Genomic DNA, 23,990 nt, shown 5'->3' with positions numbered 1-23,990 from the left:
TGGAATGGACCAACGCGCGATGGTGAACATCCTACTCGTCGAGGACAGCGAGCTCGACGCGGACCTGGTGTCCGAATACCTGGCCAGGAGCGGGCTGACCTTCACGATCCAGCGCGTCGAGTCTCGCGAGGATTTCACCGCCCAGCTGCATGAGGGCGGCTACGACCTCATCCTGTCCGACTTCTCCCTGCCGAGCTTCGACGGCATGTCGGCGCTGTCGCTGGCGCGGGAGCTTTCGCCCCATACGCCCTTCATCTTCGTCTCGGGGGTGCTGGGCGAGGAGATCGCGATCGAGTCGCTGAAGCAGGGCGCGACCGACTATGTGCTGAAGCCGCGGCTGCAGCGGCTCGGCCCCGCGGTCGAGCGGGCGCTGCGCGAGTCGGAGGTGCGCCACCAGCGCCTGCGGGCCGAGGAGCGCACGCGGCTCCTGGTGGCCGAGCTGAGCCACCGGGTGAAGAACACGCTGATGACGGTGATCTCCATCGCCCAGCAGACGCTCAGGCGCAGCAGCTCTCTGCCGGAGTTCGAGGGCGCCTTCATGGGCCGCATGCATGCGCTGGCGGGCGCGCATTCGCTGCTGCTGCGGGCCAACTGGGGCGACATGGATCTCGACGAGCTGCTGGCGGAGGCGCTGAAGCCGTTCCGCCGCGGCGACGGGGGCCATGTGGTGCTGAGCGGCGAGCCCGTGCAGTTGCCCCCGCAGCACGCTCTCACCGTGAACCTCATCATCCACGAACTGGCCACCAACGCGGCCAAATACGGGGCGCTGTCGTCCGACAAGGGCCAGGTGTTCGTGGACTGGACGATCGGCGAAGCCGACGGGCGCGAGACGCTGACGCTGACCTGGCGCGAGCAGGACGGGCCGCCGGTGGCCGAGCCGCTGAAGCGCGGCTTCGGATCGACGCTCATCCAGCGCAGCGTCGGCTTCGAACTCGGAGGGTCGGTGAAGCTCGCCTTTCCGCCGACCGGCGTCGTATGCGTGCTGACGTTCCCGCTGACGCCGGAGCCGCGGGACATCCAGGTGCAGGCCTAGAGGCGCTGCATGTCCTGGCGATCGCGCAGCATGGTCCAGGGGTCAGGCCCGGACGGAGCCCTGCGCCCGGCCTTCCGCCCGCAGATGGCCGAAGGCCTTCTCCATGGCGCGGCGGAGCGCGCTCTCGTCATAGGGCTTGGCGACCTGCGGCAGGGCGCGGAACGGGGCGGGGAGCACGGCGGTGTCGGAATAGCCGCTGCAGAACAGCACCGGCACGCCCCGCCCGGTGAGAACCTCGGCGACGGGGTAGATGAGGCGGCCGCGCACATTCACGTCCAGGATCGCGGCGTCGATGTCTCGGGTGCGCGCGAAAGTCTCGGCTTCCTCGATCTGGGAGACCGGGCCTATGATCTCGCAGCCCATGTCGTTGAGAATGTCCTCCAGCGCAAGCGCAACCAGGAGTTCGTCCTCGACGACGAGGACACGCAGGCCGGAGAAATCCTTCATGGGTCGCATAACGCAGACCCGTCCTGCGGGTTCCGAGCTTTACGTCCGAATTCCAAGGCGGCAGCTTTCCCGCCTCTTCACTAGGGATCGGGTGTGGCCGATTCGCCCCACCCCGGAGTGACCCATGGCCAAAGACCGCGCCCTCGCGCACGCCCTCGACCTGCTCGACCGCATTCCCCTGCTCGACGGCCACAATGATCTGCCCTGGGTGATCCGGGCGGACCGAGACGCCAGGGGCGACGTCGCCGTGTGGGAGCCCGGGCGCGTGCACCAGGGCCACGACACCGACATCCCGCGCCTCAAGGAGGGCAAGGTCGCGGCCCAGTTCTGGGCCGGCTTCATCCCCACCCACTCGCCCCATCCGGGCCGCACCGTGATGGAGGTGCTCGACGTCACCCTGCAGATGGAGGAGCGCTACCCGGACGTGTTCCTGCCGGCCCGCAAGGCGTCGGACGTCGCCCGGGCCAAGGCGCTGGGCAAGATCGCCTCGTTCCTGACCGTGGAGGGCGGCGTGGGCCTGGAGAACAGCCTGTCGCCGCTGCGGATCTGGTACGGCGTCGGCATGCGGTTGATGACGCTCTGCCACAACGAGACGCTGGACTGGGTGGACAGCGCCACCGACGCTCCGCGCCATGGCGGCCTGACGGCCTTCGGGCGCGCGGTGATCGAGGAGCTGAACCGGCTCGGCGTGATCATCGACCTCGCCCATGTCGCGCCCAGCGTGATGCATCAGGTGCTGGACCTCTCCGAAGCGCCGGTGGTGTTCAGCCACTCCAACGCCTTCGCGCTGTGCGACCACCCCCGCAACGTGCCGGACGACGTGCTGGCCCGCGTCAAAGGGGCCGGCGCGGTCGTGATGGCGACCTTCGTGCCGGCCTTCATCAACCAGCAGGTGCGCGACTGGTACCGGCCGCTCTCGGACCCATGGGGCAAGGCCGCGCCCAGCCCGCCTCAGCCCGGGCCCGAAGAGGAGCATCTGCGCCGCAGCGGCGCCGCCCCGAAGGCGACGCTCGAGCAGCTGTGCGGCCATATCGAATACATCGTGCAGAAGACCGGCCTCGCCCATGTGGGCATCGGGTCCGACTTCTTCGGCGGGCGGGTTCCTGTCGGGCTGGAGAATGTCAGCCGGTTCCCGCATCTCCTGGCGGAGCTGATCCGCAGGGGCTGGTCGGACGAGGCCATCGCGGGCATTGCGGCCGGCAACTTCCTGCGCGCCTTCCGGCAGGTGGAGCGCGTCTCACGCCGGCTGCGCCGGACGCAGGCGCCGCGGGTCGGGACGGTGGCCGACTATGACGGGAAGGACGCCGAGAAGCGGGGCCGGCCAGCCTCGGCTCAGGCCCAGAGGACGGCGGCGTCGTAGGACAGGCGCAGGCCCCGGCGGGGCGCGGGCGCGCGCGCCGTCCTCATCACCGGCTGGGGAGCGGCGACGGCGCGGTGGTCGCCGTCGAGCGCGAAGGCGTCCGGATCATAGGCGAGGGCGCCGCCGGCGGCGGTGGCGATCACGCTGCGGAGACGGTCGAGGCCCTCGGCGTCGATGTCGATGGCGCGCGAATCCAGGTGCGGCATGTCGTTCCCCTCGTCTCGAGCGGTCGGCGAACCGACCGGACGGCCCGGCGCTGTTGCGCTCACGTCAACGCTGACGCCGGATCCTTGTTCCCTAACGATTGGTGAATTTCGCGGCCGCGCGGGAGGACGGCCGGAGGTTAGACTTCGCGTTGTGGCGCCGCCTCCGGAATGCTAGCTTCGCGCCCTCGGGACGGTCCCGGCCCGGCCCGAGACGGGGGCTTGCAGCATGGACGATCTGGGGCGTGAGCCGTCGAGGGCGGACATGTCGGTCGCGACGGTCGCGATCGCCGAGGACGAGGCGGACCTGCGCGAGGCGGTCGCCGAATATCTCAGCGGGCATGGCTACCGGGTGCTGTCGGCGCGGGACGCTGCGTCGTTCCGGGACCTGGCCGGCCGCGAGCCGATCCATGTCGCGGTGCTCGACATCTCCATGCCGGGCGAGGACGGGCTCTCGCTGGCCCGCTGGCTGATGGACCAGAGCTCGGCCGGGATCATCATCGCCAGCGCGCATGGCTCCGACATCGACCGGATCGTCGGCCTGGAGCTCGGCGCGGACGACTATGTGGTGAAGCCCTACGACCTTCGCGAGCTGCTGGCGCGCGTGCGCTCGGTCCTGCGGCGGCTGCCGGATCCGGCGCCCGCCGACCGGTGGGCCTGACTCGCGCCGCCGCTCACAACACGACGAGGCCCCGCGATGCGATGCAACCTGTGTGGCGGGAACGCCTTCTCCGACATGCCCAAGCGGCCCAAGGTCCGCTGCGAGTCCTGCGGATCGCTGGAGCGCACCCGGCTGGTGGGGCTGCACGTCCAGGAGCGCCTCAGGCTGCAGCCGGGCGCGCGGATCCTGCATTTCGCGCCGGAGCGGGGCCTGGCGGCGCTGCTGCGCGGCGTCGGGGGGCGGAACTACGAGGCCGCCGACATCGAGCCCGGCAAATATCCGGGGCTCGGGGCGCGGCACTTCGACCTCTGTCGCGACGTCTTCGACCTGCCGCGCGGGACCTATGACCTCATCGTCCACAACCACGTGCTGGAGCATATCCGCTGCAGCTACACGGTCCCGCTGGTGCGCCTGGCGCAGGCGCTGAAGCCGGACGGGGTGATGCTCTTCACGATGCCGATCCTGCCGGGCGGCTTCTCGGAGGAGCTCGTCGACCTGCCCGCCGCCGACATGATCGAGCGCTTCGGGCCCATGATCCATGTGCGGCGCTTCGCGCCAGACTTCATCCACGAGACGATCGGGATGATCTTCCGGATCCCGGCCCGCTACGACGCCACCGAGCGCTTCAACGAGGCGACGCTGCGCGACATCAACCTGCCCGAGCATCACTGGCGCAGCTGGACCGGGGCCAGCGTGTTCGAGGTCCGCCGCTCCGACCTGCGGGTCTGAGCGGCCGCGTCAGCCGCGGTTGTGCATGTGGCGGGCGAGGGCCTCGACGCGCGGCAGCACCGCCGCCGTCACGGCGGGATGGTCGATGGTCTGCGCCCAGGCCTGGCGGAAGCAGGCCAGCCAGCCCTCGATCTCGTCCGGGCCGATCGGAGCGTGCAGGTGACGGGCGCGCAGCATCGGCGGGCCGTTCTTCTGGACGTAGACCGGGGGACCGCCGAGCCAGCCTGTGAGGTAGTCGAAGAGCTTGGCCTCGCTGCCCGCCAGGTCGGCCGGGTGGATCGCCCGGCACGCGGCGGCCTCGGGCAGCTCGTCCATCAGCGCGTAGAACCGCCGGGTGAGTGCCCGGACGGCGGTCTCGCCGCCGATCAGGGCGTAGGGCGCGGCCGGGTCGCTCATGCGCCGTCCGTCAGCAGCGCGCCGACCTTCTCGGCGAGGGCCTCGGCGGTGAAGGGCTTGCCCAGCAGGTGCACGCCGTCGTCCAGCCGGCCATGGTGGATGATGGCGTTGCGGGTGTAGCCGGTGGTGAACAGGACCCGCAGGTCCGGGCGGCGCTTCAGCGCCTCGTCCGCCACCTGGCGACCGTTCATCGGCCCGGTCAGGACGACGTCGGTGAACAGCAACGCGACCTCCGGGTGGGCGTCCAGCAAAGCGAGGCCGCCCGGCCCGTCCTCGGCCGACAGCACCCGGTAGCCGGCCTCCTCGAGCGCGTTCACGGAAAAGTCGCGGACCAGCGGCTCGTCCTCGACCACCAGCACGGTCTCGCCGCGGCCGCGGGCGGCGGACGACGGGCGCGCGGAAGCTGTCGCGACGACCTCGGTGCGCGGTTCGCCGGCCTGCCTGAAGCGAGGCAGGTAGAGCTTCACGGTCGTGCCGTGGCCGGGTTCGGAGTAGATCGAGGCGTGGCCTTGGGACTGCTTGACGAAGCCATAGACCTGCGACAGGCCGAGCCCGGTTCCCTTGCCGACCGGCTTGGTGGTGAAGAAGGGCTCGAACGCCTTCGACATCACCTCGGGCGTCATGCCCGAGCCGGTGTCGCAGACCGCCACCATGACGTATTGGCCGGAGCGGACGTCCTCGCGGGTCGCCGCATAGTCGTCGTCCAGGTAGGAATTGGCGGTCTCGATGGTCAGCTTGCCGCCGTCGGGCATCGCGTCGCGGGCGTTCACGGCGAGGTTCAGGAGCGCGTTCTCGAGCTGGTTGGGGTCGACATGGGTGCGCCACAGCCCGCCCGCCAGCACGGTCTCGATGGCGATGTTCTCCGTCAGCGTGCGGCGCAGCAGGTCCGACATGCCGGCCACGAGCTTGTTGGCGTCGACGGGTTCGGGCGCGAGAGGCTGCTGGCGCGAGAAGGCGAGCAGCCTGTAGGTGAGGGCGGCGGCGCGGTCGGCGCCCTCCATGGCCTGGCTGATCAGCCTGCGGGCGCGGTCGTCCGGGCCGACCGCCAGCCGGCGCTTCAGCATATCGAGATTGCCGGTGACGACCGTGAGGAGGTTGTTGAAGTCGTGCGCGACGCCGCCCGTGAGGCGCCCCAGCGCCTCCATCTTCTGCGACTGGCGCAGCTGCTCCTCGGCGCGCTGGCGGCTGGCAGCCTCCGCCACCAGGCGCTCATTGGCGGCCGCCAGCTCCGACGTCCGCTCGGCGACGAGGCGCTCCAGCGTCTCGTTGAGGGTGCGCTTGCCTTCCTCGATGGCGAATTCCTGGGTGCGGTCGCGCAGGATGTTGAGGAAGCCAGAGGGCGCGCCCGCCTCGCCGCCGCGCATGGGCAGGAGCGCGCCGGCGGCGAAGAAGCGCGAGCCGTCCTTGCGCTGGAGCCAGCGCTCCTCGTTCGCCCGGCCTTCCGTGAGGGCGGCGCCGAGCGCGGCCTTGGGAGCGCCCGCGTCGCGGTCCTCCGGAGTGAAGATGATCTGGATGTTCTGGCCGATCGCCTCGGCGGGCTCCCAGCCGAGCAGGTTGCGGGCGCCGACGTTCCAGTGGGTGATCTGGCCGGTGAGGTCCATGGTGATGATGGCGCTGTCGGTGGCGCTCTCCACCAGGAGCCTGAGCCGGCCCTCGCTGGCGCGCAGCTCCGTCGTGCGCTCCGCGACGGTGACCTCCAGGAGCGCGTTGGCCTCCACCAGCTTGGCGCGGGCCGTCTGGAGGGCGGCGGTGGCGACGCCGTCCCGCCTCGCCTGGCGGAACCCCATCATGGTCAGGGCGCCGAAGGCGATCCAGCCGGCCCCGGCGAAGAGGCCGTAGGTGGTCACCCTCTGGGCCCACTCGGCCCGCAGCGCCTTCTTGGACACGCTGACATAGATATAGATCGGCGCATCGCCGGCCCGCTCATAGGCGCCGAGGCGCCCATCCCCGTCCAGGCCGCCCTCCTCGCCGACGAGGCCGCTCTCGGGCGACCGGGCCAGGGAGCTGCGCAGGAGGTCGGCGGGCGCCGGCGCGAAGGCCTGGCCCGCCACGGGGGCGGGATGCTGGGCCAGGATGTCGAGCGCCTCCTGGCGCAGGAGCGTCACCTGCGAATCGAAGGGCAGCCGGACCCGGTTCCAGTAGTCGTCGAAATAGTTCAGGTCGGCGGTGACCGAGACCATGCCCCGGAAGCTTCCGTCGGCGTGCTCCAGGCGGCGCGCCAGCAGGAAAGTGGGCCGGTTCGTCACCCGGCCGACGATCCGCTCGCCGAGATAGAGCCGGTCGGTCGGGTTACGCAGGGCCGAGAAGGGCTCGCGGTCCGAGGCGTTGGAGACGGGGGTCGGAAAGGCGTAGCTGGTGAGCTGCAGGACGCCGTTCGAATCGTTCAGCCAGACGTCCTCGACATAGGGCAGCGCCTGCCGGAGGGCCCTGAACTGGCGGAACAGGTCTTCGGAGCGCCGGATCGCGGCCCAGTCCATGTCCGCGATGGCGACCGTGGAGCTGCGCAGGGCGACGTCGGAGACCTCGAACAGGCGGCTCGCATGGTCGGCGAGCAGATAGGCGGTGGCCTGCAGGTCGCGGCTGGCGTTGCGCTGCACCTGCGAGCGCTGGTCGAGCGCCAGGAGCAGGAACGCGAACACGATCATGGCGAGGCCGGTCAGGCCCATGAAGCCGACGAACCGCCCAAGCGAATGCCAGCCCGCCGGATTGTCCGCGCGCCCGCGCGGCGACGACAGGTCCGCCTCGTCCGCACTGCCTTGCACCGGCGCGCGCCCCCTCGCCATCAACCCACCGCCAGCATGTAACCCACGCGGCCATTCTCGGCAATTCACGGGCATGAGGCCGTCAAGCCGAAGGAACCCGGCGCCCCGGCCCGGCATTCCCGTCTCAGGAGGACCGGCCATGACACAGACCCCGTCACCCAGGCGTCCCGCCCCAGACGACATCCCCCCGGACCAGCGCTCCGACGCGATCGAGCCGACGCTTCCGGTGGAAGACGAGGACGTCGATCCGCTGGAGCCCGGCGGCATCGCGCCCGGGAGTCCCCCCGGCGAGACCTTCGGCAGCACCGGCGCGGTTCCGATCCCGGAAGCCGAGTTGAGGGAGCGCGCCAAGCGGCGCAACGACCTGGGCTGAGTGCGCGACCCGGCTGGCTTTCAACCTATCCGGGTTATGCAATTGAAAATTGATTTACCGTAGTTTTACCAATTTAAGTTGTAATTGATTTTGACGATCTCATTCCATCAAAGGTGCAAATTGCCAGAACGGCTCGTGACATTCGAAACGAATGGACGCTCATTCGGCATAGACGTCTCCGCCGTCCGCGAGATCCGCGGCTGGCAGCAGACGACCCCTCTTCCGAACTCGTCCGATCACGTCCTGGGCGTGATCAACCTGCGCGGCGTCATAGTGCCGGTGATCGACCTGCGACAGCGCCTCGGCCTCGGCCCCAGCACGATCTCGCGATCGAGCGTGGTCATCGTGGTGGCCAACGGCGATCGGCTCGAAGGCGTCCTGGCGGACGCCGTCTCCGACAAATGTTCGTAATAACCATTGGCCTCGTAAAGAATTTTTCCATAGGGCCTTGTGGATTTCCCACCTTTTTCCCCACCTTTGGGCAGGCGCTCGTGAACAAAGCCATTAAGGCAGTCAAGGCCGCAGTGCGTGGAAGTCGTCGCGACCGAGTTGGACGACGGCTTCGCCACGAGCGCGCAGGACGCGCAGGAAAGTTGGCTTCGTTGCGCCCGTCCCGTGTTCCCCGCCGACCGCGTCCCCGAGGGCCCGCTCGTCCTCAGCGCGATCTCATGGCCTTCGACCCCCTCGAACTCTACGGTCGGTGCTTCGGTCGTTGCCACTGGAGAAGCGACGAGCCGAGCTGCGGCGCCTGCTGGAGGCGGGGCCGGAAAATGGGTCTCGTTCGTGGATGAGACTGACGAGGACGGCAAGGCCCTGTTCCTCCATGCGTGCCGGCTCGGCTTAAAGCGCATCGTCAGCAAGCGCCGGGACACTCCGTAACGGTTGGGGAGATTCGAGGCTTGGCTGAAGAAGAAATACGCCGGCCATGTCCGCCACCGAGGGCAGCAGCGCCCATCTCCCGCGGTATGCCGAGTCGGGCCCCCGGCATGGGACTGGAGAGCACCGATAGAGCGTTCGTAATGCTGCGATAAATCGATTTGGTGAACAAGTGTCGTGTCTAGTACGGATAATATTACAATTTCTAAATGGCTATTGTCAACGGTTCAGTCAAGTGTCGAACGCGGGCAGAGTGGTCCAATTGCGTAATCGCATCGCCAACAACGTACAGAAACAGAACACGTCGGCAATCCTCGGAGTTGCGCGCTGAAGTAATCGGTGCTTTTATCGTAGCTGGTCGCTCACAAGTAACAAGGTCGTACGGCTGGTGCGCGATTGCGTTTGGCCGAATAATGCTGAATACAGCTCAGGGTAGAGCAATTCAAGTTATTCTCTGAAGATGTCAGCTGCGCTATGGTGCTCCTGAGCAAGCGCGGTAACCGGTTTTTTTTTAAGCTGAAGTCGATTATCTCCGGACTGTAAACCTACATGTTGGCTCCAATGGAGGCGGCGAGCGGTGATGGGCGTACTCGCAGACATGCTTTCGCGGCTATCCGGAGAGACCGCACGCAACTACAGCCACGGATATGTCGGCCCAAAGTCAGCGCCGATCGCCCCCGACGGCGGATACGTCCGCGTCTGGCTCCGCAGCGCTCACATCACTGATGTGCGGCGATGGTCGCGCAAGTTCTATCCCACAGTTCATGCACGCTTCGTCCACGCCGACCCGACCGTCGGAATGCGCGAAGTCATGTCCGTGAGTTCGCCCAACAAGAATTTCCAGGAACTGGACGCCCGGCATCTCGACCGGTTCATCGTCGTGAACCAGTCCCTGCTCGGTCCAATCCCGTTCCGCGGCGAGCTGGTTAGCGAAATTGCCCTGTTCTCTGTTGTTGGCGACGACCTCGCTAAGCCATATTTGGACCTGCTCTCCGAACTCTCCGCTTCAGCCGTCGGGTCCACCTTTGCAGCCGTGGAGCCGTTGATCGCGCCACTGAAGCGCGGCGCCGAAGTACTCCTGATGGATCAGAACCGCGCAGAGCTTGAGATCGGGCTCGCCCGCACTGATACCGAACTTTCGGCCGGCAACATCGTCGTGGCGCGTACCGAACGATCTGGCACCGCGCTGAACGGGATGACGCTAGATCCCGACGACTTCCGGCTGCTGGACGCTGACGGGCACCCAGTCGACGCTTTTCCCTACATGGTGATCGGCATCGCATCCGATTCCCAGCGCACCGACTTCCGAACCATCCCGGACATCCGCGGTGCCTGGAAGGCCGTGTCGGACGCCGCGCATAAAGGCGAGCCGCAGGACACTGTCGTGGACGCATTCCGCGCCGTGATGCGGGTTGTCAACTTTAGCCCCGACCTCGTCCGCAGCGATCGGCGGAGGGTCATTGGCGTATTCGCCGACGAGCTGCGGCAGGCCGGCTATTCCCTCGACGCGATCCCCGGATTGCCCGCCGGTGCAGCGCCGGTCCTCGAGACCGCATTGGCCGCACTGCCGCTTACCGAGAGCGCAGCGGTGGCGCAGGCTTGGAAGCCTGAGTTCGGCCGCATCTCCATTTCTGACGCGCGGCGGATGATGACGGATCCGACAGTGCCGGAGCACGTCCTGCGCCAGCTCGTGATCCCGGATCCTGCCGCTTCGCGGCCCTTCGCCCCCGCCGTTCGATTCAATCCCGAGGTGGTTGCGATCGGCGAGGTGGAGCTCGGCGTCGAAAGCGCCCAGCTGATGAACTGGGCCAACGAGTTATCGCAATGGCGGCGAAACAACGCCTTCTTCGCCCGCATGAACGCCGGCGATCCGCGACCAGTCCTAGTTTCGGTGGGGGACAGCTGGTTCCAATTCCCGATCTTCCTCGACGACGTCATCGATCAGCTGGGGTCGGCATACTCGATCTGGAGCCTCGACGCTGCGGGCGACACGCTGTCGAACATGGTCGTTACGGAGAAGAGGCACCTCGCTGGGCTCAGGCAGTGGAGGGGCAAGGCTAAAGCGTTGCTGGTTTCCGGGAGCGGGAACGACATCGTCGGCGAGGACCCGGACGGCGTCTCGGTGCTGACCAAAATCTTGAGGCCCTTCACGCCTGGGAAGCCGGCGAGCTGGTATCTCGACACCGGGGAGTTCCGCCGCCGGCTGGCCGGCTTGCAAACGTGCTTCGCTACGCTGTTCGAGAATGTCGCGCAGGAATTTTCAGGGCTCCCCGTGCTCTGCCATGGCTACGACCACGCCTTACCGGCCGTTCCCGGCGACAAGCGCCACCCGCTCTGGGCCAAGGTGGACGCTTGGCTTGCTGGTCCCATGGGCAACCAGCTCGGGATACGGGACGCGAGCCTGCAGCGCGAGATCGTCGCCGAGTTGATCGATGCACTAAACGCGATGCTGATTGGGCTCTGCGGCGGCAATGCCGGCGGGCGCCACCCGAACGCGTACCACGTCGACCTCCGCGGCAAGGTGGGTATGCGCTGGGCTGACGAACTGCACCCGACGGACAACGGGTTCGCAACGGTCGGCGACCTGTTTCGTACCGTGCTGGATAGGGCGTTGAAGAGCAGCGAGACGGAGCCTGTCGCGGAAGTCGCACCGGCAATTGAGGCCGTTGCGGCGGAGACGGATGCGGCTCAGCTCGACCCGGCGACGGCCGAACTAGTAGAGCAGCGGGTCGAACTGCTCGCCGCTGCCCGGACCTTTGCCTCAGGTGGCACCGAAGCTGGCTCGGCGCTGCCGATTGTGTCGGGGCGATCGCGGAACCTGATCATCGACTACGAAACCGGCGGGCGCGCATTCTACGAGAAGGTTATTCGGCAGCGACCCATCTGGCCGCGCGGCAACTCGGGCATCACGATCGGCTTTGGGTACGACCTCGGCTACGTCAATGCGTCCGAGTTCGAGCGGGACTGGCAGGCCCTGCCACCGGCGGACCGCGGCCGGCTCGCGAAAATGATCGGGCGCCACGGAGGCCGGGACAGTGACGCGGATCTCAGAGCGCTGGTCGCCACGCTCGCCGACATCAAGGTCGGGTGGGACGACTCGGCAGCGGTGTTCGCCGCTGCGACGATTCCGAAATTCGTCGGTGCCACGGTCCGCGTCCTGGACAACACCGGTGCGCTCGCGCCCGACGCGTTCGGAGCGCTCGTCTCGCTGTCGTTCAACCGGGGTGCCGCCTATCGCAAGCAGCGCGATCCCGCTGACGCGCTCGACAGGTACCGCGAGATGCGTGCCATCGGCGTGGCCATGGCTGAGGCGCGCTTCGCGGAGATCCCGGGGCTGATCCGACTGATGAAACGCGTCTGGCGAGGAACAGCGGTCGAAGCCGGACTGACACGCCGGCGGGAGGACGAAGCGGTTCTCTTCGAAGCCGGGCTCACGGCAATGCCGGGGGGCGTTGCGAGCTTCTGATCGACGATGCCGGGAACGGTTGAGAACGAGCTAGGGAGGCGGAGCGATGGAGCTGAGATCGATTGACAGTCCGGTCCGAGAGCAGGGCCGGGGCGATAGCATTGAGGCTGGTGCGGCAACACAGAAGCAGTTCCAGGCGGTGCTGGAGAACCGGATAACGCCGGCTGCCGCCAACCCGCCACCGCTCTCCGACCTAGTGAGGCGGCGCCTCGTCACCGGCAAGTCGGCGCGACCGCTATTCAGGCCGGAGAGCTCGGGCTTGGAATCTGTTCTCGACGCGGACGAGCGGACGCGGATCGTCAACACGTCGGAGTCGCCGTGGCGCATGGTTTGCGCGCTCAGCATCGACTCCGAATGGGGCACCTACGTCGGCACCGGTTGGTTCGTGGCACCGACCACGCTAATTACGGCCGGTCACTGCGTGTTCGACAGGAACCAGATGAACGGCTGGGCGCGGCGAATCGCGGTGACGCCGGCGCGGGACCGGGAACTGACGCCGTTCGGATCGGCAGTGTCGACGCGCTTTTCCACTGTCGACCGATGGCTTTCCGACCAGGATCCCGACTTTGACATCGCGGCAATCCACCTCGACGAGCCAATGCTCACCGATCCCAGCGCGGTGTTCCGCGTTGGCGCCCTGACCGACGAGGAACTCGTCGACTACATGATTAACGTCAGCGGCTATCCCGGGACGCCGGGCGGCGGGCAGGAGCTCTACTGGGCCAAGAACCGCATCCGGGCGGTCACGCCGCGGCGCATCTTTTACGACGTCGACACGTCCGGCGGCCAGAGCGGCGGGCCGGCCTACATTTTCCGCGAGGGGGAAATCCAGCCGATCGTCGTCGGCATTCACGCCTATGGCCTCGGTGGAACACCGGCGAGCATGAATATGCGCGTCAACTCCGCGCCGCGGATCATACCGGCGGTGGTCGACCAGATCGAGCACTGGTGCCAGAACGGCGGTGCGGGCGGCATCGCAAACCTTGGCGGGATGGCCGGGGTGGGCGGCGGAGTCGGGTGAATGGGGGAGCCAGAATGGCTTCAGGGCGGGTGCTGCACGTTGGTCGCGTCGTGCGCGGCGACGGCATGCCGGCGGCCGGAGCCCTCGTCTGGGTAGCATCGGGAACCGCGCCAACCCCCGAGATTGCCGTCGTATGCGACGGCGAGGGGCGCTTCCGCTTGGCATTGCCGCCTGGGCGGTTCGAAATCAGGGCCCGCGCCGGCGACGGGGCGGAGGGCGCAATTGAGGCAACGGCCGGCACAGATCCGCTCCAGTTCGAGATCGAGGTGGGCGGGCCGGAACTCAAGGGAGGCTGACAACATGAGCGGCATGACCGGCGATACCGAATCGACCGAGATGGTGTTCCCGGGCGGGACCACGCCCGAGACGGAGCTGGCGCACGAGATTGGTCCGACCCCGGACGAAGATCTGCATGGCGATCCGGACGATCCGGAACCGCCGAGGCCCATGACGGAGGCAGGCGTCGCCAACTGGCGCGTCGCAAAATGCCTCCTGAAGCTGCGAGAGCAAGTCAACGCGTTGGCGCCGAGCCGCAGCAAGGCGAGCGACGGTACAATCGGCGATCCATCGCACCAGAGCCGGGCCTCCGACCACAATCCCTGGGTTCTCGACACTGGGATCGGCGTCGTGACCGCGATGGACGTCACTCACGACGCGCGAAACGGATGCGATGCGGGCGTGCTCGCCGAGGCCATCCGCAGCGCGGCCGACAGCAGGGTCAAGTACGTCATCTGGAACCGCAGGATCGCCAACTCGTCAGCAGTCGGCGGTGCGCCGGCCTGGGGCTGGCGGCCCTACACGGGCCGGAACCCTCACGACCATCACATCCACATCTCGGTCAAGCCCGACAAGGCCGGCTACGACTCGGCGGCTGCCTGGACGCTGCCGGCGTCCCTGGCGACGGCCGGATCATAGCGGCGGATCCCGGGGCCTGATCGCCGTAGACTGTGCGGCCGGGGCCGGGGCGAACGCCGCCTGGAAAAATTGGAGAGTACCGCGTGCCGAAGGCGAACGGGCTGTTCAATCCAAGCAATGCGACCCCGGCCATGCAGCGCGCCGTCCGGTCCGTCTGCGCGATTGTGTCGGGGCCTCACAGCGGTACCGGCGTGCTCATCGGGCCCGACCTAGTGCTGACGGCCTGCCATGTTGTTCAACACGTCCTCACGCCGGAGGACTACGGCGAGCTGAGGTGCATTTTTGATTACGTCGCCGACGGTTCCGGAGCAACTAATTCCGGGACCGAGGTGGGCGTCTTGGCCGGGGCTCTCTGCCGCAGCCTACCGTCGCCAGGCGATATGCAGGGTGGCGCCCCCACGTTCCTGCCCGATTGCCTTGACTTCGCGATCATCCGGCTCGCCAGTCCGATAGGCAGGAGGCCGACCCGTGACGGCTTGAGCCGCGGCTGGCTCCAGCTGCCGAAGTCGCCGGATTTGCCTGATAATGAGGATGAGATCTTCCTCTACCAGCATCCGACGGGCGAAAACTTTCAGAAGACACAGCAGCCTCTCCGTTGCGGGAGGGGCAACGTCGACGGTACGCTCGGGGACAATGCGCGCTTCGTGCACACGGCCGAGTCAAGGCCCGGCTCGTCGGGCGGGCCATGCTTCGACATGGACAAGGAATTCGCCTTCGTTGGCCTGCACAATTCTGGACACCGAAGCGGGGACAACAGTCAGAAGCGCTTCGTCCCGTTGTTGAAGATCGTTCCATACATCAGGCACAAGTTCGCTGCCGACGGCCTCCTGCAGGAATTTTTCCAGGATCCGCCGTCCCTGGGCCTACCGGACGGGGCTCGCGATGCGGAGGTGGCACGCCGGCGCAACGCGGCGCTTTGGCTGATGGACCGCATGACTGAGGAAATTCGGTTCCGACGGACGGCCGCGGCCAAGCCCGCAGCTCCAGCGATGCCCTTGCCGCGCGTGCACCTGATCGCCTGCCGCGACGACGACCTGCCCGAGTTTTTCACCAAGCGCCTGGAATTCCTGCCGCTCTACCCCACCCACAAGCTGCGCGAGGACGCCATCCTGACCGGCCTCGCCCAGGGCGAACTCGCACGCTCCTTCGACGGACGCGTCGAGGGTTGGCCGACGATCGACCACGCGGATCGGCGGAAGGCCGAGATTGACGTTCTGGTCTCCGACCTCGACGTCGACGGCCGGCAGTTGCTCGTCCTGAAGGGCGACTACACCGATGGGATGGACGCGACCACGGAACGGGAGCTCATGGCGCATCTCGCCAGCGCTCTTCATGCCCGGGTTGACGGTACCCCGGGTACCCTCCTCTGCCTTGTCTGCCTAACGGTCGACCATACGCGCCCCGATGCGGCGGCGATCATCGAGAGTTTCGCTGGCCTCTGGAACGATGCTTCGGCGCCCCCGGGATGCGGCCTTTGCATTCAGCTGTCCGATATTGGTCTCGCCGACCTCACGGGATGGCGTGTGGTGATCGAGACGGCCTGGGGAGAGAACCAGGTGCTTCGGCGCGAGATGGAGAGCCTGTTCAGGAACCAGACCCGGCTTCGAATGAAGCGGGTCGTCGACGAACTCGGTGACGACATCGACCTGGTGATCCGGAGTTCACGTCCTGCGGGGCAGGGGAGGCAGCCATGAGCTTCGGACGGTTGCGAGCATCGTGGACATCCGCCGCGAGCAAACGCCAGAACACGATGCTTCTGGAAAACGGGCGCCCGACCGAGAAGGGCAAGGGCTACCAGTTCAGCGCGGAGATGGTCGCTGCCGTTGACGTCGCCATTGAACTCGGTCGGCCGCTTCTCGTGTCCGGCGAGCCGGGCTGCGGCAAAACCGAGCTCGGATACGCGGTGGCCCGGCAGCTCGGCATCCAGAACCTCCACCTGTTCACCAGCAAGTCGAGTTCGGAGGCCAACGAGCTATTCTACGTCTACGACGCGCTGAAGCGCTTCCGCGACGCACAGATCACCACGCTTCACAAGCCCGGAGCACCGGGAGTCGCGCCGCCCGCCGAAACGGACGTTGGCGACTACGTCGAGTTTCAGGCGCTTGGCCGGGCGATCCTCGATGCCCACGACCGCGACGCGGTCGCCCACCTGCTCCGCGGCCGCAACGGCGCGATCCGGCCGCCCGGGTCGCCGCCGCGCCCTTCCGTTGTCGTCATCGACGAGATCGACAAGACGCCGCGGGACTTCCCGAACGATCTCCTGCAGGAGATCGAGGCGATGAGCTTCCGGGTGCGTGAGTTTCCGGCCGATCCGAAGGAGCCGGAGACGCCGCCCGGGAATGAGATCGATCGCACGATGAGGCCGATCGTGCTGATCACCTCGAATGAGGAGAGACAGCTGCCAGACGCCTTCCTGCGCCGCTGCGTCTTCTTCGAGATCCCGTTTCCGGACACCTGGCTGCTGAGTCGTATCGTGGACAGGGGCCTCGACGCCCGTCTCTCCCGCATGGGGTTGGTCCCCGCGAGCCATTCCCTCGATCCCGCCCGTAGGGCTGCACTCATAGATCTCGTTCTGCGATTCCGCGAGACGGACCCCGACAAGCGCCCCGGAGTCTCCGAGTTGCTCGACGCTGCAGCTATCCTGTCGGTGCACGACACCGGCGATCTCACCGTCACCGGTCCCGTGCTCGCCAAGCTCAAGCGGGACAAGGACATTCTCGCCAAGCTTTTCACCGGGGAAGATGGCTGACCGGTCCGGGAGGGGATTGGCAATGGACGAGATCCTGCTCGACCGCTCCAGTTTGGATCGGCTGATCAACACCTACGAGGACCTCCGCATCCATCGCGGGCTCGGAACCGCGTTGAACCGCGTCACGCCGGGGCAGCGGCTGGATGCGCTCCACATATGCCTCGCGGTGACGGCGGGCGGCATCGCCGCTGGCTCCGCGACACGCAGCTTTTGGCTCCGGCACCTCGCCCCGGTTCTTGCCGAGACGCGCGAGTCCGCCACGGCGCTGGAAGAGGCGCTGGACGTCACCTTCCGCAGTCGGGGCGCTCCGCAGGCGGATCCTCGCGAACGGTTCCTGGTGGTCGCGAAACGGTGGCTGGCGCGGGAATTCGGTTGGGTTGCGACGCGGCAGATGGCTGTCGTTGCCGCCCTGGCAGCTGCAGTGGTCTGCGCCGGGTATCTGTTGAGTCCGAGGCCGCCTGACCCCGTCATTGTTCATCCTCCACCTCCTTTTCCAGTCTCTCCGTCCTTGCAACCGCTAGGGCAACAGATCCCGCCCGACTCGTCGCCGCTCACCCGGTCTTATGTTAAGATTTTGACGGTCGCTGTCGCGTCGTTGAGCGAACACAAAGATGCATCGCCCCAAACTCTAGCCCGGGCGATGTCGGCCAGCTTTCCGCAGGCCGGCAAACCTGCCCAACTGCTTTCCGAAATGGTAAGCCGATTCCCGCTTTCACCCGACCAGCCAATACCGCATACCGCCGCGGGTGGGCTCGCCGTCCGGCATTACGCCCTCGTCGTCGCCGAGCGGCTGACGCCTGGATCGTTCGACGACATGGCGGCCCTGCTCTCGATCGGTGAGCGGGCTGCCGACACTGAAGTGGCGAAGTTCCTCGCCGCGTTCCAAGCTGAAAACGCGAACGCCGCGCCCACGGCTTCCCCTCCCGCGGCCTCCGGCCGGACGACATACCGCTATCTTCCTTTCCTGGTGCTGCTGCTTGGGTCGGTCTGGGCATTGCAGAAACCAAACCGGCCGCCGTCGGCCTCCTCAGCCGCTCGGAAGCGAGAAGTTGCCATTGCGCTACGGGACCAGTGTAGAGCCGCGGCAGGCTCTTGGGCGGAAGCATCTCTTGTCCAGACCGGCACGGCCGGGCTGCCGCCGCTACCGTCGGCCGGACGCGTGGTTCGAGCGCTGCTCGGATTCCGCGAGCCGCGGCCGGGCACCCGGCTCGATGCGGGCCGCAGTGTCCGCGCGACGCTGCAATCGGCCGGCGACCTCGTGCCCGTCCTGCAGGCAAGGAGCAGTGCTGTCGAGTTCGTCTTCCTCATCCGCCGCCGGCACCGCCACGACCACGAGCGCGCCCGCGCTTTGCGGCTCGTGAATGCGCTCGGTGATGCCGGCCTTGCGCTGACGGCCTACGACTACGCGCCGGACCCGCGCCGTCTTACGGCGACCAGCCGCGTCCGAGGAAGCAATGCGAGGCATGGCACGACCCTCGACTTGCGGGGTCTTCGCGAACGGCATTTCGGGGCGGTGCTGGTGCTAATCACCGACGGTGACGAACTGCTTGACCTCCTGACCGGAAGGCCGCTCGAAGTCGTCACCCAAGACATCGCCAACTGGCCTCGCCGGATGATCCTGACGCCGACCCCGGTGGCAGCCTGGGGAATCCGCGAATATCGCCTCGCCGTCGCGCTCGATTCTCCTATTGGCCGCGCGTCACTCGCAGGCTTCGCCGACCTCGCGCTCGTCTTCGACGACCGGTTCCCAGACTACACCGCCCGCCGTCCGCTGGTGACGGCGCTTGAATTACCCAACTTGGGCCGTCAGGTCGAGCGCTGGACATCCCTGATGGTCAAATCGCTGACCGACGACTTAATGCCAGCGCCGCCGCCCGTCCTCGTCGCGGACGAAATGATACTGCTCTCAGAGCGCGCGCCGTCGCAGCAGGCGATCGACACCGTCGTGCTCGCGCTCAGGGAGTGGCTCGGGCGGGGCTACGTGTGGTTCCTCGCGTGCGCCGTCCACCCCCAACTGCGGTTCGACGTCACGCTTTGGCTCGGAGCCAACCTGACGCGCAAGGTTGTGCCGGGCTCGTTTCTTACATTGGCCGACGCCGAGCCGCGGGCCGATCCGCCGCGCCTCGACCGCGCGTATTCGGACGCGCCATTATTCAGCGAAGCGCAGCTCGATCGCCTTTGCCAGCTAGTCTGGTTCCGGCAGGGTCGGATGCCGGCCTGGCTGCGGATCGCCGCCTTTGACAACGCGCGCGATCGCGATAAGGCGTCGGCGCGGGCTGCTGTGGAGCGGTTGCTTCAGCGGACTAAACCGGGCGAGATGGGCTCCGTAACATCACTGCCGGTCTGGCTCCCAGACTGGCGCGGTCAGAAGCTCGCCGCTGACGAGACGATGCTCGGCCTCAAGTCCGACTTTCCGCTCATTGCCGTCTCGGAGTTGACGCCGATGATCTCGCAGAAGCGCTGGTATTCGCTGGCGCTCGCCCGCTTCTCAATGCTCCTCGCGTGGGCCACGATTGCGTCCTGGCTTGTGCCAGGCGCTGACGTGCCGACTCCTAATGGTGCTTGGCTCCCCCTCGCGGCATACGTTGTGGCGACCTTCTGCTGCTGTGCGCTGCTTGTGATTCCGGCTGTGCGGGCGGCACCGGGGCGGATGTTGCGAGCAATGTCGTCACCCGAGGCCGTCACTGCCGCTTCGGCTGAACGAGTCGCGAAATGAACACGGCAGGCGACGAGCAGAAGCGCTTCGACGTGGAGCCGGGCAAGGGCTTCGAGAGCTTTTCTGCAGGTTCCTTGGGGCCCGGCCCGCCCGACCCAACCTCGGCCACGAGCGAAGACGGGAGTGTGCACCGCCCACCCGTCTCGGAGAGCGCCAACGTAGATGCAACACCGACCGACTCAAGCGGTCCGCGGGGCGCTTCAGGCCGCTGGAACATCGCTGCCTGGTTGCCGAGCTTCGCCGACGTTGCCCCGGTCGCGATGGGGGGCCTGGGAATGATTACTGTGTCGGCATTCCTTGCCTTTGCGGCGAGCCGATTCGGCCATGTGCAGACCGTGGTTTCCGATAAATCCGTTGCTATGGGCGCTTCGGCCGGGCGCGTGACCGCGATGGCGTGGTCGAGCCAAGAGGGCGGTCCGCTAACGATTGGAACGGAACGGGGATACCTCATCAACATCGGGCGTGACGGCGTGCCGGTCGTGCTTCCGTCCAGGCCGTATGCCCCGGGAGCAATGGTCAGGATCTTCCCGTCGGATGTCGACCACTCGGCCGAAGGGGTGTGGGCATCCGGCGACGGTGGATATGCAGGTTTCCGTGTTGGCACGGAGCCTACATACCGCGGCTTTGCATTCAGGGCAGGCGGCTCACTTAAGGGTATCCCGCCCACAGCCAACGGGGGATTAACTTCTAACCCTATAATCAGGACGATGCTACGAAACGCCTCGAATGCGATTATAGGCCCAACGCAGGCGACCAATACTCCATACTACGGGCCGGACCGGCTTTCCGCGATCGCCGGAGATAGCGGCGGGTCCAGCTCGTACGTGCTCGCTGGCTACGAGAGTGGCGCTGTGCTTGGTTTTCCGACCTCCGCCGCAACTCAGATCGCCCCGTCACAGCCACAGAACAGCAAAGGTATTGCAAGGATCCACTTAGGCCCCGTCATTGCGATCGCCGTCCGACCGTTTGCCCCCCAGCCCTCAGATCTGTTTGCCACCGGTGCGGCAGATGGCACGGTGGCTGTCTTTGGCCTGACAGGTTATTCCGTGGAAACGGCCGAAGGCCGGCTTGTCCTCTTCGAAAAGGGTGCCATCGACGGGGTGGCCGGATCTGCCCCGTCTGAACACGGGTCCGTGCCGACGCGCGACGGGTTGATGCTCGACCGCTCAGGCCGCGTGCTGCTCTTATGGGACCAGGAAGGGGAGATCTGGGTGGCGCGCCTGGGCTTGGAGGACACCCCGGTACTCCGTCGGTATTCGCTGAACCGTGTGTCGCAAACCGAACCGAACAGTTGGTCGCCGATTACTGCCGCCTCGCTCTCGCCGCGTGGTGACCTCTTTGCTGTTGCGGGGGGAGACGGCCGGGTGTGGATTGTGGTGCTTCCGACAGATCCCCGCTCGGCCCCGTCGTCCGCGAGAACCGTCCGCTTGCTTGGCCATGGAGCGCAGGTGATTAAGATTGCGATTTCGGTGGACGGGCGCATGCTAGCTTCGCTCGACGCAACGGGACGGCTGTTGCTCACGGACCTGGATAGATTCCTCAACATTGTAACGCTTCCACTGTCGGAATTCAGCACGGACAAGCCGCCGGACAATCTCACTCCTATCCCCCCGTCTGACGAGGCCTTACAACGCTTTTCCACTACCTCGACCACAGATGCTGACATGAATAGTGTCATTTCAATGCTGCGCGATGCAGTCGTTCAAACTCAGAAGATGGTAAAGCTAATGGTCCAGAGCTGCCCCGGCGGGGCGAACGGCCAAAATCCAAATCGCTTCGATGTGTTCGTATCTTTAGGTAACGACGTGCAAAATTTTCTCTTTGATCTGATTAAAACTTTAGAGAATGGTCGAGTTGAAAACGCTGGGACGCAATTGAGTGTGATCAAAGGTAGTTTAAATAACATGGTTCGAATTATGGCCAAACAATGCTCTGGTGGGGATCAAGGACGTGACCCACTTAACTACGATGAGCTGGTTGCTAGTGAACGGCGCGTTCAAGATAGCCTAGATCAGGCGAAGCAGAAACTGGCAAAGGGAAAATAGAACGCACAAAACGGGTCGGCCTCCGGCCAGAGATTTAACGGCTTCGTCAATCACGGGGATTTTGAAGGTCCACTAGGGCGAGATTGCGGTGTTGGACCTCTGCCGCACGCGCGGGATCAGCGACGCGACCTTACACACGTGGCGCATCAAGTACGGCGGGATGTAGGTCTCCGACGCCCGCAAGCTGAAGGCGCTTGAGGAGGAGAACCGGAAGCTGAAGAAGCTTCTGGCAGAGTCGATGCTCGACGTGGCGACGCTCCGCGAGGCTCTCGGAAAAAATGTATGGTCCGCCCCGTCGCTGCAAGGATCAGGCGCGGTCTGACGATCCAGTCTGCATAAATGTATCCGGCCTCTCGCGAGTGAGCCGCTGTTGCGGCCAGGCCATGATGAGATCCGCGCGCGCCGTTCCCGAATAACTGGCTACGCCCACATGTCAGCTTGCGGCCGCTTCTTCGGCGCCCCACTTTTCCCAAGGGGCCAGGAGGACATCCCATGTCCATGACCGAACACCCCTTCGAGGGCCCTCGTTCGGTGTCGCCGGGCGACTGCGTGCGCCTGCGTCCGTCCAGCGCCCACGCCGGGGGCGGCTTGTGCGAGGTCGTCAACGTCACTGCTGACGGCGTCGTTGCCCGCCTGGATGGCCGCGAACACCTGATCGAGTTCAGACACGTCGAGGCCGTTCTGAAAAAGCCAAAGGCTTCGTAGCCAGACGATATCCTGAGGGACGCGCCAATGAAGACTGATCTTAAGGACCCGCGCCCTTACCCGCCCGACGCCGCGCAGCCCGGCGAGGCCATGGTGCTCATCCGGCAGCAGAGGGAGGCGATCCTCGCCAGGACTGAACGTCTCCGCCGCGAGAGGCTCAGCCTGGCCCTCCAGGACATCGCCCACGCGCACCGAACGGGCGGGCTGAGCGGGAAAGCCAGCTAGACTGCTGCGCCGGAGTCGGCTGCCTCAGTCGCGCGGCCCGGCTTGCAACCAGCGGGTATCCGCCTCAGCCTCGGCGAGCCCAACCGCAAGCTCCTTGAGCAAGGCGTTGGCCTCGGCTGCGCTCGGTGCTGTGATATAGTCCACGACCTTGCCGTCCTGCAGGACGACAGCCAAGTAGGGCAGCCCCGGTTCAGGCGGCTCGTAGACCGCAAACCCGTAATCCATCGTCTCTGGCCTCGCTCGACTTTCTCACGACCGCACCTTACAGCCGCCCATGGCGGAAAGGACTAGGGATCAGGAAGCGGCTGCCACGGGTGAAGGCTTCTTTGGCGCGAAACGAAAAGCCCCCTGCAGCGGTACCGCAGGGGGCGTCGGTCGCGGGTGATCATGCCGGCCGGTTTCGTCATCGACTCAACGCCCCAAGCGGGGGCGTGTTCCAACTCCGGACAGGTAGGGCAGGCTGCCACGCATCTTCATGTGGCTACTCCACCCAGTTCGGCAGGCGCGCGAACACAACGCCTTAAGGGCTGGCCTTCCAAGTAATCAATCCCGGCATCTACAGCTTGGGCGACCAGGTGATCACGACTGCCGTCACGGCGCTGGTTCTGACGCCGGTCGTCGACCTCGACGGTCTGACCGCCATCACGCTCCAGGTCCGCTTCGCGCCCGTGAGCGGGGGCACGACCTGCAAGGCGTGGGTTCAGACCTCGCTCGACCAGGGGCAGACCTGGGCCGACATCTTCTGCGCCGCCTTCACCACGGCAGCCGGCTTCAAGATCGTCAACCTGTCCGGGCTGACGCCGCGCACCACGGTGCTGACGCCGACCGATGCGTCGCTCGCCGACGACACGGCGGAGGACGGAGTGCTGGGCGATCGTCTGCGCCTGAAGATCACATCCGCCGGCACATTCGGGTCCGGCTCGGTCCTCTCCGCCCGGGTCGCATGCCGATGACTCCCGAACGCATCTACGCGTTGATCGCCAGGTTCGGGCAGCCGGTGACCCTGCAGCGCCTCACCGGCACCACGACGCAAGTTCGGCATGAGGTCGTCTGTCAGGCCGTCGTGCGCGGATACGAGCCGGTCCAACTGATCGGGGGCATCACGCAGGGCGACCGGGAGGTGGCGATCACCAACACCGAGATCGCCGATGCGCAATGGCCAGGCCCGCCGCGAAATGGCGACCGCTGCATCATCGACGGGCGCACGACCACGATCCAGGCCTGCGACACCCGTCGTCTGCGCAACGAGGTCGTTCTGCATCTGATCCAGGTGCGCGGCTGATCGCCCCCAATTCCGGAGGCAATAAC

General features: G+C 66.4%; 23 protein-coding genes and 1 pseudogene. 19 read left to right on the top strand and 5 right to left on the bottom strand.

What is annotated here, in order from left to right:
* Window positions 1-4 precede the first annotated feature (4 nt).
* On the top strand, window positions 5-1,033 hold the full coding sequence (locus ABEG18_RS17980; protein WP_406854418.1) for a sensor histidine kinase: 1,029 nt from the start codon (window positions 5-7) through the stop codon (window positions 1,031-1,033).
* Between the two features lie 42 nt (window positions 1,034-1,075).
* On the opposite strand, the gene ABEG18_RS17975 is transcribed toward ABEG18_RS17980, so the two are convergent.
* Complete coding sequence (locus ABEG18_RS17975) at window positions 1,076-1,480, bottom strand: response regulator (protein WP_406854417.1); 405 nt, start codon at window positions 1,478-1,480, stop codon at window positions 1,076-1,078.
* A 124-nt stretch (window positions 1,481-1,604) separates the two neighbouring features.
* On the opposite strand from ABEG18_RS17975, the gene ABEG18_RS17970 reads away from it, so the two are divergent.
* Window positions 1,605-2,840 carry a dipeptidase gene (locus ABEG18_RS17970; RefSeq protein ID WP_406854416.1) on the top strand — a complete coding sequence of 412 codons (1,236 nt, stop codon included), beginning with the start codon at window positions 1,605-1,607 and terminating at the stop codon, window positions 2,838-2,840.
* Here ABEG18_RS17970 and ABEG18_RS17965 read toward each other — a convergent pair.
* Window positions 2,813-3,046 (bottom strand): hypothetical protein, encoded by a 234-nt coding sequence (locus ABEG18_RS17965; protein WP_406854415.1) that lies wholly within the window; start codon window positions 3,044-3,046, stop codon window positions 2,813-2,815. The two genes, ABEG18_RS17970 and ABEG18_RS17965, sit on opposite strands and share 28 nt — an antisense overlap.
* Window positions 3,047-3,308: 262 nt before the next feature.
* On the opposite strand from ABEG18_RS17965, the gene ABEG18_RS17960 reads away from it, so the two are divergent.
* Together ABEG18_RS17960 and ABEG18_RS17955 are read left to right on the top strand one after the other, a co-directional pair.
* Window positions 3,309-3,704 (top strand): response regulator transcription factor, encoded by a 396-nt coding sequence (locus tag ABEG18_RS17960; protein ID WP_406854414.1) that lies wholly within the window; start codon window positions 3,309-3,311, stop codon window positions 3,702-3,704.
* A gap of 36 nt (window positions 3,705-3,740) precedes the next feature.
* A complete protein-coding gene (locus ABEG18_RS17955; RefSeq protein WP_406854413.1) occupies window positions 3,741-4,433 on the top strand; it encodes a methyltransferase domain-containing protein in 693 nt (230 codons plus the stop codon).
* Window positions 4,434-4,442: 9 nt separating this feature from the next.
* On the opposite strand, the gene ABEG18_RS17950 is transcribed toward ABEG18_RS17955, so the two are convergent.
* Both ABEG18_RS17950 and ABEG18_RS17945 read right to left on the bottom strand, forming a co-directional pair.
* Window positions 4,443-4,829, bottom strand: a complete 387-nt coding sequence (locus tag ABEG18_RS17950) for a group II truncated hemoglobin (protein WP_406854412.1) — start codon at window positions 4,827-4,829, stop codon at window positions 4,443-4,445.
* The gene (locus tag ABEG18_RS17945; RefSeq protein ID WP_406854411.1) at window positions 4,826-7,591 is read right to left on the bottom strand and encodes an ATP-binding protein; all 2,766 of its coding nucleotides are present in this window, start codon (window positions 7,589-7,591) and stop codon (window positions 4,826-4,828) included. Before ABEG18_RS17945 ends, ABEG18_RS17950 begins: the two co-directional genes overlap by 4 nt.
* A 139-nt stretch (window positions 7,592-7,730) precedes the next feature.
* On the opposite strand from ABEG18_RS17945, the gene ABEG18_RS17940 reads away from it, so the two are divergent.
* From ABEG18_RS17940 to ABEG18_RS17880, 13 genes and pseudogenes are all read left to right on the top strand, one after another.
* Entirely contained in the window at window positions 7,731-7,964 is a 234-nt protein-coding gene (locus ABEG18_RS17940) for a hypothetical protein (protein WP_406854410.1), read from the top strand.
* Between the two features lie 135 nt (window positions 7,965-8,099).
* Window positions 8,100-8,375, top strand: a complete 276-nt coding sequence (locus ABEG18_RS17935; protein WP_406854409.1) for a chemotaxis protein CheW — start codon at window positions 8,100-8,102, stop codon at window positions 8,373-8,375.
* 1,045 nt (window positions 8,376-9,420) lie between these two features.
* Complete coding sequence (locus ABEG18_RS17930) at window positions 9,421-12,306, top strand: hypothetical protein (protein ID WP_406854408.1); 2,886 nt, start codon at window positions 9,421-9,423, stop codon at window positions 12,304-12,306.
* A 46-nt stretch (window positions 12,307-12,352) separates the two neighbouring features.
* The gene (locus ABEG18_RS17925) at window positions 12,353-13,327 is read left to right on the top strand and encodes a trypsin-like serine peptidase (protein WP_406854407.1); all 975 of its coding nucleotides are present in this window, start codon (window positions 12,353-12,355) and stop codon (window positions 13,325-13,327) included.
* A 14-nt stretch (window positions 13,328-13,341) separates the two neighbouring features.
* A complete protein-coding gene (locus tag ABEG18_RS17920) occupies window positions 13,342-13,623 on the top strand; it encodes a carboxypeptidase-like regulatory domain-containing protein (RefSeq protein WP_406854406.1) in 282 nt (93 codons plus the stop codon).
* 4 nt (window positions 13,624-13,627) lie between these two features.
* Window positions 13,628-14,242, top strand: coding sequence for a hypothetical protein (locus ABEG18_RS17915; protein WP_406854405.1), 615 nt, complete (start codon window positions 13,628-13,630; stop codon window positions 14,240-14,242).
* An 83-nt stretch (window positions 14,243-14,325) separates the two neighbouring features.
* A complete protein-coding gene (locus tag ABEG18_RS17910) occupies window positions 14,326-15,936 on the top strand; it encodes a trypsin-like serine peptidase (RefSeq protein ID WP_406854404.1) in 1,611 nt (536 codons plus the stop codon).
* On the top strand, window positions 15,933-16,991 hold the full coding sequence (locus ABEG18_RS17905) for an AAA family ATPase (protein WP_406854403.1): 1,059 nt from the start codon (window positions 15,933-15,935) through the stop codon (window positions 16,989-16,991). The genes ABEG18_RS17910 and ABEG18_RS17905 overlap by 4 nt, the downstream gene beginning before the upstream one ends.
* A 22-nt stretch (window positions 16,992-17,013) precedes the next feature.
* Window positions 17,014-19,707 (top strand): hypothetical protein, encoded by a 2,694-nt coding sequence (locus ABEG18_RS17900; RefSeq protein WP_406854402.1) that lies wholly within the window; start codon window positions 17,014-17,016, stop codon window positions 19,705-19,707.
* Complete coding sequence (locus ABEG18_RS17895) at window positions 19,704-21,752, top strand: WD40 repeat domain-containing protein (RefSeq protein WP_406854401.1); 2,049 nt, start codon at window positions 19,704-19,706, stop codon at window positions 21,750-21,752. Before ABEG18_RS17900 ends, ABEG18_RS17895 begins: the two co-directional genes overlap by 4 nt.
* A gap of 82 nt (window positions 21,753-21,834) precedes the next feature.
* Window positions 21,835-22,035 (top strand): annotated as a pseudogene (locus ABEG18_RS17890) (transposase); the annotation flags it as partial.
* 209 nt (window positions 22,036-22,244) lie between these two features.
* Window positions 22,245-22,457 (top strand): hypothetical protein, encoded by a 213-nt coding sequence (locus ABEG18_RS17885; protein ID WP_406854400.1) that lies wholly within the window; start codon window positions 22,245-22,247, stop codon window positions 22,455-22,457.
* A gap of 27 nt (window positions 22,458-22,484) precedes the next feature.
* The gene (locus tag ABEG18_RS17880; protein WP_406854399.1) at window positions 22,485-22,682 is read left to right on the top strand and encodes a hypothetical protein; all 198 of its coding nucleotides are present in this window, start codon (window positions 22,485-22,487) and stop codon (window positions 22,680-22,682) included.
* A gap of 24 nt (window positions 22,683-22,706) precedes the next feature.
* Here ABEG18_RS17880 and ABEG18_RS17875 read toward each other — a convergent pair whose 3' ends face one another.
* Window positions 22,707-22,907: a hypothetical protein gene (locus ABEG18_RS17875; protein ID WP_406854398.1), complete on the bottom strand. Its 201-nt coding sequence runs from the start codon at window positions 22,905-22,907 to the stop codon at window positions 22,707-22,709.
* A 350-nt stretch (window positions 22,908-23,257) separates the two neighbouring features.
* On the opposite strand from ABEG18_RS17875, the gene ABEG18_RS17870 reads away from it, so the two are divergent.
* Window positions 23,258-23,635, top strand: a complete 378-nt coding sequence (locus ABEG18_RS17870; RefSeq protein ID WP_406854397.1) for a hypothetical protein — start codon at window positions 23,258-23,260, stop codon at window positions 23,633-23,635.
* On the top strand, window positions 23,632-23,964 hold the full coding sequence (locus ABEG18_RS17865; RefSeq protein WP_406854396.1) for a hypothetical protein: 333 nt from the start codon (window positions 23,632-23,634) through the stop codon (window positions 23,962-23,964). The genes ABEG18_RS17870 and ABEG18_RS17865 overlap by 4 nt, the downstream gene beginning before the upstream one ends.
* Window positions 23,965-23,990: the final 26 nt, after the last annotated feature.

The sequence above is a fragment of the Alsobacter sp. KACC 23698 genome (genome assembly GCF_045348435.1).
Classification (GTDB): Bacteria; Pseudomonadota; Alphaproteobacteria; order Rhizobiales; family Beijerinckiaceae; genus Alsobacter.
Note: the sequence above shows the minus strand (reverse complement) of the source record. Positions and strands in the feature narration are given on the sequence as shown.

Bases quoted from the DNA above. Each gene is read 5' to 3' on its own strand.
- ABEG18_RS17895 (WP_406854401.1), top strand. From the start codon at position 19,704: ATGAACACGGCAGGCGACGAGCAGAAGCGCTTCGACGTGGAGCCGGGC.
- ABEG18_RS17875 (WP_406854398.1), bottom strand. From the start codon at position 22,907: ATGGATTACGGGTTTGCGGTCTACGAGCCGCCTGAACCGGGGCTGCCC.
- ABEG18_RS17975 (WP_406854417.1), bottom strand. From the start codon at position 1,480: ATGAAGGATTTCTCCGGCCTGCGTGTCCTCGTCGTCGAGGACGAACTC.
- ABEG18_RS17980 (WP_406854418.1), top strand. From the start codon at position 5: ATGGACCAACGCGCGATGGTGAACATCCTACTCGTCGAGGACAGCGAG.
- ABEG18_RS17970 (WP_406854416.1), top strand. From the start codon at position 1,605: ATGGCCAAAGACCGCGCCCTCGCGCACGCCCTCGACCTGCTCGACCGC.
- ABEG18_RS17905 (WP_406854403.1), top strand. From the start codon at position 15,933: ATGAGCTTCGGACGGTTGCGAGCATCGTGGACATCCGCCGCGAGCAAA.
- ABEG18_RS17925 (WP_406854407.1), top strand. From the start codon at position 12,353: ATGGAGCTGAGATCGATTGACAGTCCGGTCCGAGAGCAGGGCCGGGGC.
- ABEG18_RS17930 (WP_406854408.1), top strand. From the start codon at position 9,421: ATGGGCGTACTCGCAGACATGCTTTCGCGGCTATCCGGAGAGACCGCA.
- ABEG18_RS17885 (WP_406854400.1), top strand. From the start codon at position 22,245: ATGTCCATGACCGAACACCCCTTCGAGGGCCCTCGTTCGGTGTCGCCG.
- ABEG18_RS17950 (WP_406854412.1), bottom strand. From the start codon at position 4,829: ATGAGCGACCCGGCCGCGCCCTACGCCCTGATCGGCGGCGAGACCGCC.
- ABEG18_RS17915 (WP_406854405.1), top strand. From the start codon at position 13,628: ATGAGCGGCATGACCGGCGATACCGAATCGACCGAGATGGTGTTCCCG.
- ABEG18_RS17960 (WP_406854414.1), top strand. From the start codon at position 3,309: ATGTCGGTCGCGACGGTCGCGATCGCCGAGGACGAGGCGGACCTGCGC.
- ABEG18_RS17955 (WP_406854413.1), top strand. From the start codon at position 3,741: ATGCGATGCAACCTGTGTGGCGGGAACGCCTTCTCCGACATGCCCAAG.
- ABEG18_RS17920 (WP_406854406.1), top strand. From the start codon at position 13,342: ATGGCTTCAGGGCGGGTGCTGCACGTTGGTCGCGTCGTGCGCGGCGAC.
- ABEG18_RS17880 (WP_406854399.1), top strand. From the start codon at position 22,485: ATGAAGACTGATCTTAAGGACCCGCGCCCTTACCCGCCCGACGCCGCG.
- ABEG18_RS17900 (WP_406854402.1), top strand. From the start codon at position 17,014: ATGGACGAGATCCTGCTCGACCGCTCCAGTTTGGATCGGCTGATCAAC.
- ABEG18_RS17865 (WP_406854396.1), top strand. From the start codon at position 23,632: ATGACTCCCGAACGCATCTACGCGTTGATCGCCAGGTTCGGGCAGCCG.
- ABEG18_RS17965 (WP_406854415.1), bottom strand. From the start codon at position 3,046: ATGCCGCACCTGGATTCGCGCGCCATCGACATCGACGCCGAGGGCCTC.
- ABEG18_RS17940 (WP_406854410.1), top strand. From the start codon at position 7,731: ATGACACAGACCCCGTCACCCAGGCGTCCCGCCCCAGACGACATCCCC.